Here is a 14,184-nt window from a genome sequence, read left to right on the forward strand (position 1 = left end):
CTCGTCGATGCCGCACCTGCTGGCGCCTGGCAAAGGGATGGCCGCGCCTCGGCCATCGCCGCCGCCGCCTGCCGCATGCTCGACCAGCTCGGCGTGTGGGCCGAGATCGTGCCCCAGGCGCAGGCGATCACCGAGATGATCATCACCGATTCGCGCACCGCCGATCCGGTGCGTCCGGTCTTTCTGACCTTCGACGGCGAAGTGGCGCCGGGCGAGCCCTTTGCGCATATGGTCGCCAACAGGGTGCTGAACGGCGCCTTGCGGGCCAGCGCCGAAAAGGTCGGCATCGACATCATCGAAGGCGTCGCCGTGCAGGGGTTCGAGACCAACGGCGCCGGCATCACCGTTCACCTCGCCGACGGCGCGACCCTGAAGGCCCGGTTGCTGGTCGCCGCCGACGGCGTCAACTCGAAGCTGCGCGACATGGCCGGCATCAAGACGGTGAAGTGGGAATATGGCCAGTCGGGCATCGTCTGCACCGTGGCGCATGAACGCCCGCATAATGGTCGCGCCGAAGAGCATTTCCTGCCGGCCGGCCCCTTCGCCACATTGCCACTCAAGCCCGGCGAGGACGGCACCAACCGCTCGTCGATCGTCTGGGTCGAGCGTACGCCCGACGCCGAGAAGCTGGTGGCCGGTGACGATCTCCTCTTCGAACACGAACTCGAGCAGCGTTTTGGCCTGAAGCTTGGCGAGATCCGCGTTGCCGACAAGCCGCGCGCCTGGCCGCTCGGCCTGACCATTGCGCGCGCCTTCGTCGCACCCCGCATCGCGCTCGCCGGCGATGCCGCCCACGGCATCCACCCGATCGCCGGCCAGGGCCTCAATCTCGGCTTCAAGGATGTCGCGGCCCTTGCCGAGGTGATCGTCGAGGCCGACCGGCTCGGCCGGGACATCGGCGCGCTCGACGTGCTCGAGCGCTACCAGCAGTGGCGCCGCTTCGACACGGTGCAGATGGGTGTCACCACGGACGCGCTGAACCGGCTGTTTTCCAACGATATCGGCCCGCTGCGCACCGTCCGCGACATCGGCCTCGGTCTCGTCGAACGCATGCCGCGCCTGAAGGATTTTTTTATCCGGCAGGCGTCGGGGTTGTCCGCCAGCACGCCGCGGCTATTGAAGGGCGAGGCGATCTGATCGATTCAGCGCCCCCAACGTCGTCATCCTTGGGCGTGGCGACGCGAAGCGGAGCGAAGACCCAAGGATCCATGCCGCGACCTTGGCCGAAGAATGCAGCGGAGCAGAATTCTACACCGTGGTGACGCGTTTGAGTCGCGCATGGATCCCGGGGTCTGCGCCGCGTCGCTTCGCTCCTTGCTCCGCCCCAGGATGACGAAAGCGATGGCGTTTCCGCCAATCGCCCAAGGTAGGCGCTCAGTTGACCTCGAAACCCAGCTTCTGCCGCAGCCGCAATATCCTCTGGTCGGATATCTCCAGGCGTTTCTCGCCGCCCTGGGCGGCGCGGTTGACCATCTGCAGCAGATCGTTTCGCTCGGCGACATCGAGACGTTCGCGTAGAAACGGCGCCAGCTTGTCGATGACAACGGTGGCGTCGTCGACTTGCGCCGCCGCCCATTTGGCATAGATCACCGCCTCGTCGGTCTTCTTCTTGTCGGCGATCTCGGAAATCACCGCGCGGATGACGGCCTCGCGCTGCGGCAGGATGGGCCCATCCTCGGAGACGATTGATGTGATCAGCGTAGCCGCCGCTACGACCGGATCATCGATCGCCGTCAGCGGCGACAGCGCCGCCTGCTTGCGCAGCTTCTTGCGGCGCACGGAGCCCTGAACCCGGCCGATGACATCGGCAACATCACGCGCGGCCTCGTTCATGGCCTTCATCCTGTACCACCAGAACGCCGCCGCGCCCATCACGCCAAGGATAGCAATCAGGAAAGGCATGTCGAAATCCCCAAGAACCCCGGCGACGATAGGAGAACTCTCGCCTTGCTTCAACACGCAAAAGTTGCGCACGGAACCGAAGCCCGAACGCTCAGCCCGACGCTCTGGTTTTCGAAGCAGCCACAACGCTGGCAGGGCTCTATGACCCCGGTATGTCGTAGATGGCCCGGACCTCGATCGTGCCGAGTTCGGCCAGTGGAATACCAGCGGCAATGTCCAGCGCCGCTTCGAGATCTCCGGCCTCGATCATGACGAAACCAAGCAATTGCTCCTTGGTCTCGGCGAACGGCCCGTCGATGACCAGCCGCTTGCCCTGACGCCGCCGCACGGTTTTGGCTGTTTTCACCGATTGCAGCGCCTGCGCGACGATCAGCAGGCCGCTCTCCTCCAGCGCCCGGTCGTAGGCCAGCGAATCGGCGTCGAGCTTGGCCGACCTTGCCGGGGTCAGCGCGTGAAGATCCTTTTCCTCACCATAAACCAGGCAGACATATTTCATTTCCAGCCCCCTTGCCGCTGTGAACCATAGGATGCGCCGACGAGGGCATCGGTGTTGCCACTGACCGCCGCCGCATGATCGAGAAGGCATGCCGCGATGCCGATGATGGCAACCGCCGCCAGAAGCCGGCCAAAGCCGGATGCCGGCGGATGCAGCCAGAAGTCTTCTTCTCGTCGCCCGGCCCCGTAGCCAGCACCTTTCCACGATGCCAAAAACATATTGTCCATGTGAACCTCCATCCGGCCACAAATCCGTGGCCATCCGCAGGACGGGCGAAGCAGATCAAAGTCGACATTTCTGCACCGGCATTTTCGGAAAAATCTGGCCACCGGTGCCGGCACCGTGCGGTGGTTCAAAGAGCGCAGTGGCCTTCGCGTCCGCGCGCGCTATAGTTGACCGGACGCCGGCTCGACCTCGACAACGAACCCCAACCACGACAACCAAGGAGGAATTCATGGACCGCACCGCAAACGCCGTCTGGAAAGGCAATCTGAAAGAGGGCACGGGCACGCTCGACACCCAGAGCGGAACCTTGAAGGGCACGCCCTATTCGTTCAAGGCGCGCTTCGAGGACGAGAGCGGCAAATCCGGCACCAACCCTGAAGAGCTGATCGCGGCGGCGCATGCCGGCTGCTTTGCCATGCAGTTCTCGCATTTCCTGGCCGAGAACGGCACGCCAGCCACCGAACTCGATGCCAAGGCCGTGGTGACGCTGGTTCCAGGCACCGGGATCACCGGCAGCGCCCTCACCGTGGTCGGCAAGGTGCCCGGCATCGATGCGGCGAAATTCACGGAACTGGCCGAGAAGGCCAAGGCCGGATGCCCGGTCTCGAAGGCGCTCGGCGCCATAAACGTGTCGCTTGATGCCCGGCTCGGCTGAAAGCGCTGCATCCGTGTAAGACCCGGCGCGAACGCCCGGGCGCGCGCCGGCCTATGCTCCCAGCGCGTCCAGGCGAGCGCGCAGTGCGGCGACTTCCTGCTCCAACGCCTCCAACCGCGCCTCCAGGTCGGAAGCAGGCAGGGCCGATGCACTTCGCTGCACCGAAAGGGCGGCAACGTCCACCGGGCCGCTGAGGAGATGAACGTAGCGGTCCTCGCGCTGGCCTGGTCCGCGCGGGATTTCCTGGATGAGTGGCGGTCGACGGCCGATCAGCATGTCGAGTTCGGCGCGCAGATCTTCGATCGACGGGAACCGAGCCATGCGCTCGCCGCGCGCCAGCAGTTCATGGGCCGTCTGCGGCCCGCGCAGCAACAGCAGGCCGATCAAAGCGGTCTGCGGCGTGGTTAGCGAGAAGCGCTGCGCCATCTGGTGCTCGTAGCGCTCGACGCGCGAGCCGAACATCTGCCGCACCAGTCCCTTTTGTTCGAGCAGCTTCAGCCCCCGGTGCACCTCGGTCTGCTCCAGTGCCATCACCGGCTCGCGCGCCGTCTTCTGGTTGGCGGCGGCCAGTGCTGCGTTGAGCGTCAGCGGATAGACATCCGGCGTCAGCTCCTTCTTCTCGATCAGGCAGCCGAGAATGCGGGCTTCCACCGGGGAAAGGATGGGAAGGTCATCGCTCATTGGATTTGCACTCGCCAGCACCCAACCTCCGCCTAGACCCGTCTCTCCACCATCATCTTCTTGATCTCGGCGATCGCCTTGGCCGGGTTGAGGCCTTTCGGGCAGGTCTGCGCGCAGTTCATGATGGTGTGGCAGCGATAGAGCCGGAACGGGTCTTCGAGGTTGTCGAGCCGCTCGCCGGTGGCCTCGTCGCGGCTATCGATCAGCCAGCGATAGGCCTGCAGAAGCGTTGCCGGGCCGAGATAGCGGTCGCCGTTCCACCAGTAGCTCGGGCACGAGGTCGAGCAGCAGGCGCACAATATGCATTCGTAGAGCCCGTCGAGTTTCTCGCGGTCCTCGTGGCTCTGCAGCCACTCCTTGGCCGGCTCCGGCGACACCGTCTTCAGCCAGGGCTGGATCGAGGCATGCTGGGCATAGAAATTGGTGAGGTCGGGCACAAGATCCTTGACCACCTGCATATGCGGCAGCGGGTAGACTTTTACCGCACCGGAAATGTCGTCGCAGCCCTTGGTGCAGGCGAGCGTGTTGGAACCGTCGATGTTCATGGCGCAGGAGCCGCAAATGCCTTCGCGGCAGGAACGCCGCAAGGTCAGCGTCGGGTCGATCTTGTTCTTGATCCACAGCAGCGCGTCGAGCACCATCGGCCCGCAATCGTCCATGTCGACGAAATAGGTGTCGATGCGCGGGTTCTCGTCATCGTCCGGCGACCAGCGGTAGATGCGGTATTCCCGCAGATTGGTGGCGCCCTCCGGCTTCGGCCAGGTCTTGCCCTGCTGGATCTTCGAGTTCTTGGGGAGCGTGAGTTCAACCATGTTCGATCCTCAATACACCCGGGCCTTGGGCGCGATCTTGGCGAGGCTGATGCCGCCGTCCTTTTCAGCCAGCTGCGGCTCGGTGTGCACCGGCCGGTAGGAGAGCGTCACCTTGCCGTCTTCGCTCAGCCTGGCCAGCGTGTGCTTGCGCCAGACAGCGTCGTCGCGCGCCGAAAAGTCCTCGCGTGCGTGTGCGCCGCGGCTCTCCTTGCGTGCCTCGGCGCTGTAGACCGTGGTGATGGCATTGGCCATCAGGTTTTCCAGCTCCAGCGTCTCGACCAGATCGGAGTTCCAGATCATCGAGCGGTCGGACACTTTGATGTCCTTCAACTCGCCCCAGATCTGCGAAACGCGCTTGCAGCCGCTTTCGAGGGACTCCTGCGTGCGGAATACGGCCGCGTCTTCCTGCATCGCCTTCTGCATCTTTTCACGCAAGCTGGCCGTCGGCGTCGAGCCATTGGCGTGGCGCAGCCGGTCGAAGCGGTCCATGATCTTTTCGACCGAAGCTTCGTTGGGCGAAGGGATCGCCGACTTGCGGTCGATGACCTGGCCGGCGCGGATCGCGGCCGCGCGGCCGAACACCACAAGATCGATCAGCGAATTCGAACCGAGCCGATTGGCACCATGCACGGAGGCGCAGCCGGCTTCGCCGACAGCCATCAATCCGGGCGACACCTGGTCTGGATTGAGCGCCGTCGGATTGAGCACCTCGCCCCAGTAATTGGTCGGCACGCCGCCCATATTGTAGTGGACCGTGGGCAGCACCGGAATCGGCTCCTTGGTCAGGTCGACACCGGCAAAGATCTTGGCCGATTCCGAAATGCCCGGCAGCCGCTCATGCAGGACGGCGGGATCGAGATGGTCGAGATGCAGGAAGATGTGGTCCTTGTTCTTGCCGACGCCGCGACCCTCGCGGATTTCCAGCGTCATGCAGCGCGAGACAACGTCGCGCGAGGCAAGGTCCTTGGCTGACGGCGCATAGCGCTCCATGAAGCGCTCACCCTCGGAATTGACGAGATAGCCACCCTCGCCGCGCGCACCCTCGGTGATCAGGCAGCCGGCGCCATAGATGCCGGTCGGGTGGAATTGCACGAACTCCATGTCCTGCAGCGGAAAGCCGGCACGCGCGGCCATGCCGCCGCCGTCGCCGGTGCAGGTGTGCGCCGAGGTGGCCGAAAAATAGGTGCGTCCATAGCCGCCGGTCGCCAGCACCACCATCTTGGCCGAGAAGCGGTGGATGGTGCCGTCATCCAGGTTCCAGGCAAGAACGCCGGTGCAGGTGCCGTCCGGCTCCATGATCAGGTCGAGCGCGAAATACTCGATGAAGAACTGCGCGTTGTTCTTCAGCGACTGGCCGTAAAGCGTGTGCAGGATGGCATGGCCGGTGCGGTCGGCGGCGGCACAGGTGCGCTGCACCGGCGGGCCTTCGCCATAGTTCATCATGTGGCCGCCGAACGGCCGCTGGTAGATCTTGCCCTCTTCGGTGCGCGAAAACGGCACGCCGTAATGTTCGAGCTCGTAGACCGCGGCCGGCGCTTCGCGCACCAGATATTCCATGGCGTCGACATCGCCCAGCCAGTCCGAGCCCTTGACGGTGTCGTACATGTGCCACTGCCAGGAATCGGGACCCATGTTGGACAGCGAGGCGGCAATGCCGCCTTGCGCCGCCACCGTGTGCGAGCGGGTCGGGAACACTTTGCTGATGCAGGCGGTGCGCAGGCCCTGTTCGGCCATGCCGAGCGTGGCGCGCAGGCCGGCGCCGCCGGCGCCGACGACCACCACGTCGAACTTGTGGTCGACAAAGGTATAGCCTGCCGTGTTGGCTTGTTTCGCGTCCTTGGCCAACTCAGCCTCCGAATGCCAGCTTGAGCAGGGCGAAGATCGAGGCGACGCCGACCGCTATGGTGAAAAATGTATTGAGCGCGATCAGCGCCAGCTTCATGCCTTCGCCATGCACGTAATCCTCGATGATCACCTGCATGCCGAGCCGCATATGGGTAAGCCCGGAAATAAGCACCAGGGCCATCACCAGCGCCACGAACGGGTTGGCAAGAGCTGCCCGCACATGTGCGTAGTCGGCGCCGTTGAGCGCGATCAGGAAGCCGACGAAGAACAGGATCAGCGGGATGTTGGCGATCGCGGTCAGGCGCTGGCGCCAGAAATGCCCGGTGCCCTCGCGGGCGGAGCCGAGGCCGCGGACCTTCGCCAGCGGCGTGCGCAAGTCGGTGTTTTTGCCGCTCATGGTCAGGCTCCCCGCGCCATATAGCCGGCGATCCAGATCAGCAGCGTGAGCAGGATCGAACCGGCCAGCGTCGCCCAGGCGATCTTCGAGGCGGTATGCTTCTCGAGGCCCGCGCCGGTGTCCCAGACCAGATGGCGCACGCCACCCAGCATATGGTGCATCAGCGCCCAGGTGTAGCCGAACAGGATGAGCCGGCCGAGCCAGGTGCCGAAGGCCCAATTGGCCCAATCGAAGGTCGCCTGCGAGCTGGCCGCCGCCATCAGCCACAGGGCGACCAGCAGCGTGCCGAAATACAGCGCCCCACCGGTGATGCGGTGAATGATCGACATCGTCATGGTGATCGGCGGCCGGTACACGGTGAGGTGCGGCGAAATCGGCCGTTCACGTCTGGCAAATTCGCGGGTGGCTGGTGATTTGCTCATGGCTCCCCCAGTTCGGCGTCTCTCTGGAGCCTCAGGTGGAAATGCGGCATTGCCGCTTCCGGTTGCGACTTCGGACAGCCGGTTTCTAATGCTCTTTTTGCACCGCGTCAAAGCCAGAAAACCGTTTCGAAAACGTAATTTAGTCTGACTAAAAGGCCGGCTTAGGCTTCAATCGATTAGGCCGGGAGGCCCGAAGCCGGCTCGATATCGCTGCAGTGCAACATGTCTGGCCCAAGGGCCCAGCGGTGTTGAGATTAGCGCTAGCGTTTGCAGGTCTGCGGCGTCGACCCCTTCTTCATCACCAGCGCCTCGCGTCCGTCGATCACGATTGCGTCATGCGTGGCCGCCTGGTAGCGGCTGCTCTGGTTGGCGGGCGACGCCGCAAACTCCTCGGTCGCGCCATCGGACCCGACCACACGCAACGACGTACCGAGATTTTGGATGGAGATCATACCGTTGTTGCCGCATCTGTAGGTGGCCGTGCCTATGCCGGATCGCGGCGCGGTAAGGTTGGTGATGATCTTGGCTGCAGCTGCCGGAGGCGCCGCGGCTGCGACGGACTGCTGAGCCGGCGCAGGTGAGACGACGACGGTATTGGCCGCCTTCGGCCCACCGTCCTGTGGCACACAGCCAGCGACGACCCCGAGCAACGGGAAAACGGACGCCCAAATCGGCCGGCGTAGCGCCATATGCTGTCCTCCCGCGCGGCAAACCAGCCGCGATGCTTTGCCAAGATCAAGGTCATCCCGACGCCGAGACGGACACCAGCCGCGATGGTGCGGCCAAGCATGGCCGAATGATGACCACCAGGTTTTCCATCCAGTCGGATATTAACGGATATTAACCATGTTTACCGAGACATCGCCGCCAAACGCGCCGGCCTCTTAACAAAGGTTAAGAAAACGTTAATTTCTGATTCGAGGAGGCTTTCCCTCAGGACACGGAGGACGCCATGCGTTCGAATTCAGGCAGATCGCGCCTTGCGGCGCTCATCGTAGCGGCCTCGGTCGTTGGCCTTGCAGTGCCCGCGCTCGCCGGCGCCCGGCATCAGGATCGCGTCTACGCGGATTCCTTCGGCAATCTCGTTATCGACAGCGCCGCCGGCTACAAGCGCATCATCGTCGGCGAAGGCAAGCTGGCCAAGCAGCTATCCGACTACACCAGCGCCGGCCAGCCCAAGGTGATCTACGAGAACGAAGCCGACGAAATCAGCGGATACAGCGATTGCTACCGGCCGCCTGTGCTGGTGAAGGGCCGCTCCTATATGTACGGTCTCTCCGACGGCGAGATGCCCGAACTCAGCCCCTGCCGCTAGCCTCGATACCGGCTGACAACCAGTTGCCAGCCGGTCCGGCGGAGACGCGCACGCAATCGCGCCCGGCATTCTTCGCCTGATAGAGCGCCTGGTCGGCGCGCCGCATCAGATCGGCAAAGTCTTCGCTCGGATGAAGTTCGGCGACGCCGAAGCTCGCGGTGCAGCGGTTGTCAGCCGGCAGCCCGTCGATGGGCAGCCCGCCAAAGGCGCTGCGCGTCCCCTCGGCGAACAGCCGCGCCGCGGCAAGGTTGGTTCCCGGCAGGATGATGGCGAACTCCTCGCCGCCAATCCGGCCGGCAACGTGATGCGCGGCTGCAGCTTCGCGCAGGAAGCCTGCAAAAGTCTCGATCACCCGGTCGCCTGACGCATGGCCGAAACTGTCGTTGACGCTCTTGAAATGATCGAGATCGGCGATGACCAGCGCGACCGGCACGCCTTGCCGCATCGCGCCAAGCACCGCCAGCTCGGCATGCCGGGTGAAGCCGCCGCGGTTGAGCAGGCGCGACAGCGTGTCCGTTTCCGATTTCGACGTCACTTCGGCGAGCACGTCGCGAACCAGGATGGCCAGCATCAGCAGCGCCAGCGCCAGCGCAAAGACAGTGCCGAGCGATTGCGACACCAGCGCGTAGTTGCTTTGCAGATAGGCCTGCGGATTGGCGCCCCAGCCGCCAAGCGCATGCGCGATGAACGGTTTGGAGGCAAACTGCAGACCGCTCGCCGCCAGCACGGCCATCAACATGCGATCGAGACGGGCAAGCTTTTGCCTCGATGACCAGACAATGGCCAGCCCGACAAACTGCATGACCGCATAGGGAAGCTGGTAAGCCATGATGCGGATCAGCGACTGGCGGGGCAGATCCTGCACGAAATACACAGCTATGGTGGTGGTCAACAGGAACAACAGCATCGGCTTCCAGGGCAGTGCCACGCCGTATTTGCGGGCAAGCCCGCCATTGAACGCAATGGTGGCGGCAAGGAAAACCGCGAAGGCGGCCACGACCGGGAGCCGCGCGTCGGAGAAAGCGGGAATGGAGAATTCGATGGCCGAATAGGCCATGCCCAGCAGATAGCCAAATGCCAGCCAGCGCGCCGGCGCGCGGCCGACATCGTGGAAGGCGACCGCCATGAAGGATGCCGCCAGCAGGCCGGCAACCGACAGATTGATCAACAGGATGAAGTTGGCGCCGCTCATGTTCTCCCGCACCCGCGCCGACAGCTAATCATCGACGGGCGAAGAAGACGTTAACGCCGTCCCGTCCGGGCAGATTCAGCCGGTCTTGAGCGGCTCCGGCAGGAACGCCGTTTCCGGCCGCTCATAGGACAGGCGTACACTGTCGCGGCCGTTCTTCTTGGCTTTGTAGAGCGCATCGTCGGCACGGCGCATCAGCGGCTCCAGCGCCTCGCCACCGCTGCGGGCCGCCACGCCGAAGCTTGCCGTCACCCTCGTTCCCTGGGGAAGTCCGTCGACATGGCCGGCCGAATAGACGGTGCGCACCGCCTCGGCGAACAGCCGGGCCGCGGCAAGATCGCTGAGTGGCAGCAGCACCGCGAATTCCTCGCCGCCGATACGCCCGGCAACACCGCGCGCGCCGGCCGCCGACCGAAGCTTGGCGGCGAAGTCGGCGATCACCCGATCGCCCGCGCCATGTCCATGCACATCGTTGAGCGCCTTGAAGTGATCGAGGTCAGCCAGCACCAGCGCGACCGGGAACCGGGCCGAGGCGCAGTGCTGCAAGAGCCGCATGCCTCGCTCCTCGAAGCCGCGCCGGTTGAGCAGGCCCGACAGGGGGTCGGTATAGGTCTCGGTCTTCAATGCCTTCAACACGTCGAGTGCCGCGGCGGAAAACAGGCACAGCGCGATGAGCAGCGAGAGCAGCGCGTGCGACAGCAGCGCCGTCGTCCAGTAGGACGAGCCATAGAACCCGTCATAGCTGGCGAAGGGCCCATGCGCGATGACGACGGCAAGGGTGCGCACGAAGAAATTGACGCCCGACAGCAGCGACAGCACGAACAGGATTTTTTCGGTCGGGCCGTTGTTGCGCACCGGGCGCAGTTCGGCAGCAACCAGAAGGCTGATGCCGCCGAATGCGAAATTCATCGCCAGGATGCGCCAGGTGAGATCCGGCGCGACGAACAGGAACCAGCACAACGACGCCAGGCCGCCGCCGGCCAGCACGGCGATCCCCACATAGGGCACCTTGCGGCCATAGCGGTGGATAACAGCGCTGGCCAGGCAGCACGCGGCGATGGTGAAGCAGATGTTCGACGTAAGCTTGGTCAGCGGCATCCCGATGGGCAAGGTGAAATACTGCAGCAGGAAGCCAGCCGCCGAGAGACTGTAGCTGATCGCCAAAACGGCCAGATAGGGGCGGTGGCGCTGATAGGACCATAGCACAAGGAACGCCGCGCCGAGCGCCAGCGCGATCGTCGGGTTGAGCAGCGCAATGAGCAGACCCGTGTCCAACCGACTGTGACTTCCCCTGGCTTACGTCAGGGAAGAGCTTAGAGGGCAAGCCCAAACAAGCGGTTAAGCGAAAGCGGTAAGCAGGACCGCCGCTCAAAATAATGTCAGGGAACCGCAGTCCCCAGTCAGCGTTCCTCCGTTCACAATCTGGAGCGACCCATGGCCGACACAATCACACTGACCGACCACGATGCGATCCGCTCATGGGCTGCCGGGCGCGCCGGCTTTCCCGCAATCGTCGACATATCGCCCGAAGCGGGGACGCAGCCCATGTTGAGGCTGGTCTTCGGCCAGCACGCCTATCAGGATCAGGACCAGCCTGAACGGCCGCTCAATGCGGGAGGCTATGAACTCGTCGAATGGGACGAATGGTTCAAGCTCTTCGAGGAACAACAGCTTGCGCTTGTGGTCGCGGCCGAACAGCCGGGACGCCGCGAGGAGTTCCACGAGCTCGTCCGCCGCGACGGAAAGAGCTGACCCGAGCCGGGCGCGGCTCGGGTTCTGTTCAAATCCGGGTTACTTCCACTCGCGGATGTCGACGAAGTGGCCGGCGATCGCCGCCGCGGCCGCCATCGCCGGCGACACGAGATGGGTGCGGCCCTTGAAGCCTTGCCGGCCCTCGAAATTGCGGTTCGAGGTCGAGGCGCAGCGTTCATGCGGCTTCAGCCGGTCGTCGTTCATGGCCAGGCACATCGAACAGCCCGGCTCGCGCCAGTCGAAACCTGCGGCGACGAAGATCTTGTCGAGGCCTTCGGCTTCCGCCTGTTCCTTGACCAGGCCGGAGCCGGGCACGATCATCGCATCGACATGCGGGCTGACCGTCTTGCCTTCGACCACCTTGGCGACGGCGCGCAGATCCTCGATGCGGCCGTTGGTGCACGAACCGATGAAGACGCGGTCGAGCGTGATGTCGGTGATCTTGGTGCCCGGCGTCAGACCCATATAGTCGAGCGCGCGCTGCTTGGAGGTGCGCTTGTTTTCATCGGCGATGTCGTCCGGGTTCGGCACGATGCCCTGCACCGACACGACATCCTCGGGCGAGGAGCCCCAAGAGACGATCGGCGGCAGCTTGGCCGCGTCGAGCACGATCACCTTGTCGAAATGCGCGCCTTCGTCGGACTGCAGCGTCTTCCAGTATTCGAGTGCCGCATCCCAGGACGCGCCCTTCGGCGCGCGCGGCTTGTCCTTGACATAGGCGAAGGTCGTCTCGTCGGCGGCGATCAGGCCGGCGCGCGCGCCGCCTTCGATCGACATGTTGCAGATCGTCATGCGGCCTTCCATCGACAGCGCACGGATCGCTTCGCCGGCATATTCGATGACATAGCCGGTGCCGCCGGCGGTGCCGATCTCGCCGATGATGGCCAGGATGATGTCCTTGGCGGTGACGCCCTCCGGCAACTGGCCGTCGACACGTACCAGCATGTTCTTGGCCTTGCGCTGGATCAACGTCTGCGTCGCCAGCACATGCTCGACCTCGGACGTGCCGATGCCATGCGCCAGCGCGCCGAAAGCGCCATGCGTCGAGGTGTGGCTGTCGCCGCAGACGATGGTCATGCCGGGCAGAGTAAAGCCCTGCTCGGGTCCGATGATGTGGACGATACCCTGGCGGATATCGTTCTCGGAATAATATTCAACGCCGAAATCCCTGGCGTTCTTGGCCAGCGCCTCGACCTGGATGCGGCTTTCCTCGTTCTTGATGCCGAACTTGCGCTCGGGCGAGGTCGAGACATTGTGATCGACCACGGCCAGCGTCTTTTCCGGATGCCGGACTTTACGGCCGGTCATCCGCAGGCCTTCGAAGGCCTGCGGGCTGGTCACTTCATGGACCAGGTGGCGGTCGATGTAGAGCAGGCAGGTGCCGTCGTCCTGCCGGTCGACGACATGGTCGTCGAAAATCTTGTCGTAGAGGGTGCGCGGTGCGCTCATGTGCGTAAATCCGTCGATATGAGAATGGGAAAGAGCAGGTACCGGACCTACGGCCCGGCGAAAGGGACCCGAACAGGTCCGCCTAGGGTAGTCGGCTGGTCAGCGCCCCGGACACGCGCGCGGAGAAGCGCGACGGCAGGCGTTTTCTGTCCTGCAGCACGAACCCCTTGTAGGCCGGATCGCCAAAAAGCTCTTCCATGGCGTGGCTCATATCAATGTTTTGGGTTTTCGGCAATTGCGGCGTGCTTTGGCAGAACCCAAGCCTCTCCGCTCAGATCACTTCAAACACAAACGTCTTCACCAGCGCGTCAGGCTCGGCGATCGCATAGCAGCGGAACCACGGGCTCTCCTCGACCGCCCGCCATTTCCCAGCTTGCTCCAGCTCATCGAACACCGCCTGGAAGCCGCCGCTCTCAAACACCTGGTCGCGCACGGTGAAGATCGCATGGCCGCCCTTACGGGTGATGCGCACCAGCTCGTGCAGGCCGGATGCCGGCGCATGGCTGATGGTGAACACGCCGGTCGAGAAGAAGGCGCGGAAGTGGCCGTCAGGCCATGGCAGCGTTTCGCCCAGCATTGCCTGCTTCAGGTCGCTGTAGGCATTGCGGCTGCCGGCGATCTTCAGCATATCGTGCGAGAGGTCGAGCCCCGCAATGTCGCGGTAACCGAGCGCCTTCAGCGAGGGTCCCGACAGGCCAGTGCCGCAGCCGGCATCGAGCAAGGGGCCATCGCCCGCCGGCACATGACGCGCCACCCAGGCGGTGATCAGGAAAGGCAGGAGGTAGCCGAGCGAGGCGGTCTCGCTGTCATAGGTCGCGGCCCACGCCGCATAGGCCTCCTCAAGCGCTTCCGGCGTGTCGGCCGTATAGACGGAATCCAGCGCCGCATTGGCTTTGTCGACGATCATGGGGACCTCCTCAAGGGGAATGCTCGGGGATCGTAGCGCTGCCTTGGCCGAAAAACTATTCCTCGTGCTGGCGGCGCAGCCGCCGCTCCAGCGCCCTGAGCGCCAGCGACAGGCCGACGGTCAGGATGAGATAGATG

17 protein-coding genes are annotated in these 14,184 nt (G+C 64.2%); 4 read left to right on the plus strand and 13 right to left on the minus strand.

Annotated elements, in window-relative coordinates:
- Positions 1–1,137, plus strand: a 1,137-nt coding sequence (locus EOC06_RS03000; RefSeq protein WP_128307054.1) for a ubiquinone biosynthesis hydroxylase, incomplete at its 5' end; no start/stop codon positions are given.
- Positions 1,138–1,374: 237 nt separating this feature from the next.
- Here the strand turns inward: EOC06_RS03000 and EOC06_RS03005 are convergent.
- The 3 genes from EOC06_RS03005 to EOC06_RS03015 form a co-directional block, all read right to left on the minus strand.
- The gene (locus EOC06_RS03005) at positions 1,375–1,902 is read right to left on the minus strand and encodes a hypothetical protein (RefSeq protein WP_127382880.1); all 528 of its coding nucleotides are present in this window, start codon (positions 1,900–1,902) and stop codon (positions 1,375–1,377) included.
- Between the two features lie 139 nt (positions 1,903–2,041).
- Positions 2,042–2,398, minus strand: coding sequence for a YciI family protein (locus EOC06_RS03010; protein WP_127322673.1), 357 nt, complete (start codon positions 2,396–2,398; stop codon positions 2,042–2,044).
- Positions 2,395–2,625: a hypothetical protein gene (locus tag EOC06_RS03015; protein WP_128307055.1), complete on the minus strand. Its 231-nt coding sequence runs from the start codon at positions 2,623–2,625 to the stop codon at positions 2,395–2,397. The genes EOC06_RS03010 and EOC06_RS03015 overlap by 4 nt, the downstream gene beginning before the upstream one ends.
- A 227-nt stretch (positions 2,626–2,852) precedes the next feature.
- Between EOC06_RS03015 and EOC06_RS03020 the strand changes: the two genes are divergently transcribed.
- A complete protein-coding gene (locus EOC06_RS03020; RefSeq protein ID WP_127322672.1) occupies positions 2,853–3,278 on the plus strand; it encodes an OsmC family protein in 426 nt (141 codons plus the stop codon).
- A 51-nt stretch (positions 3,279–3,329) separates the two neighbouring features.
- Here EOC06_RS03020 and EOC06_RS03025 read toward each other — a convergent pair whose 3' ends face one another.
- From EOC06_RS03025 to EOC06_RS03050, 6 genes are all read right to left on the minus strand, one after another.
- Positions 3,330–3,959: a YceH family protein gene (locus EOC06_RS03025; protein WP_128307056.1), complete on the minus strand. Its 630-nt coding sequence runs from the start codon at positions 3,957–3,959 to the stop codon at positions 3,330–3,332.
- A 32-nt stretch (positions 3,960–3,991) separates the two neighbouring features.
- Positions 3,992–4,771 (minus strand): succinate dehydrogenase iron-sulfur subunit, encoded by a 780-nt coding sequence (locus tag EOC06_RS03030; protein WP_127382861.1) that lies wholly within the window; start codon positions 4,769–4,771, stop codon positions 3,992–3,994.
- Positions 4,772–4,780: 9 nt separating this feature from the next.
- On the minus strand, positions 4,781–6,616 hold the full coding sequence (gene sdhA, locus EOC06_RS03035; RefSeq protein ID WP_127322425.1) for a succinate dehydrogenase flavoprotein subunit: 1,836 nt from the start codon (positions 6,614–6,616) through the stop codon (positions 4,781–4,783).
- Between the two features lies 1 nt (position 6,617).
- Positions 6,618–7,013, minus strand: coding sequence for a succinate dehydrogenase, hydrophobic membrane anchor protein (gene sdhD, locus EOC06_RS03040; RefSeq protein ID WP_127395817.1), 396 nt, complete (start codon positions 7,011–7,013; stop codon positions 6,618–6,620).
- Positions 7,014–7,015: 2 nt separating this feature from the next.
- Positions 7,016–7,435 carry a succinate dehydrogenase, cytochrome b556 subunit gene (gene sdhC / locus EOC06_RS03045; protein ID WP_032900823.1) on the minus strand — a complete coding sequence of 140 codons (420 nt, stop codon included), beginning with the start codon at positions 7,433–7,435 and terminating at the stop codon, positions 7,016–7,018.
- Positions 7,436–7,695: 260 nt separating this feature from the next.
- On the minus strand, positions 7,696–8,124 hold the full coding sequence (locus EOC06_RS03050; protein WP_127382864.1) for a hypothetical protein: 429 nt from the start codon (positions 8,122–8,124) through the stop codon (positions 7,696–7,698).
- Positions 8,125–8,387: 263 nt separating this feature from the next.
- Here EOC06_RS03050 and EOC06_RS03055 point away from each other — a divergent pair, with 263 nt between their 5' ends.
- Positions 8,388–8,750, plus strand: a complete 363-nt coding sequence (locus tag EOC06_RS03055; RefSeq protein ID WP_128307057.1) for a hypothetical protein — start codon at positions 8,388–8,390, stop codon at positions 8,748–8,750.
- On the opposite strand, the gene EOC06_RS03060 is transcribed toward EOC06_RS03055, so the two are convergent.
- Positions 8,734–9,942, minus strand: a complete 1,209-nt coding sequence (locus tag EOC06_RS03060; RefSeq protein ID WP_128307058.1) for a diguanylate cyclase — start codon at positions 9,940–9,942, stop codon at positions 8,734–8,736. The genes EOC06_RS03055 and EOC06_RS03060 overlap by 17 nt on opposite strands.
- Positions 9,943–10,017: 75 nt before the next feature.
- Positions 10,018–11,214: a diguanylate cyclase gene (locus EOC06_RS03065; protein ID WP_127267370.1), complete on the minus strand. Its 1,197-nt coding sequence runs from the start codon at positions 11,212–11,214 to the stop codon at positions 10,018–10,020.
- A 159-nt stretch (positions 11,215–11,373) separates the two neighbouring features.
- Between EOC06_RS03065 and EOC06_RS03070 the strand changes: the two genes are divergently transcribed.
- Positions 11,374–11,691: a hypothetical protein gene (locus EOC06_RS03070; RefSeq protein WP_127267369.1), complete on the plus strand. Its 318-nt coding sequence runs from the start codon at positions 11,374–11,376 to the stop codon at positions 11,689–11,691.
- 39 nt (positions 11,692–11,730) lie between these two features.
- Here EOC06_RS03070 and leuC read toward each other — a convergent pair whose 3' ends face one another.
- Together leuC and EOC06_RS03085 are read right to left on the minus strand one after the other, a co-directional pair.
- Positions 11,731–13,140: a 3-isopropylmalate dehydratase large subunit gene (gene leuC / locus EOC06_RS03075; protein WP_127267368.1), complete on the minus strand. Its 1,410-nt coding sequence runs from the start codon at positions 13,138–13,140 to the stop codon at positions 11,731–11,733.
- 271 nt (positions 13,141–13,411) lie between these two features.
- Complete coding sequence (locus EOC06_RS03085; RefSeq protein WP_128307059.1) at positions 13,412–14,047, minus strand: class I SAM-dependent methyltransferase; 636 nt, start codon at positions 14,045–14,047, stop codon at positions 13,412–13,414.
- Positions 14,048–14,184: the final 137 nt, after the last annotated feature.

It is taken from the genome of Mesorhizobium sp. M7A.F.Ca.MR.362.00.0.0, assembly GCF_004023175.1.
Lineage (GTDB): Bacteria > Pseudomonadota > Alphaproteobacteria > Rhizobiales > Rhizobiaceae > Mesorhizobium.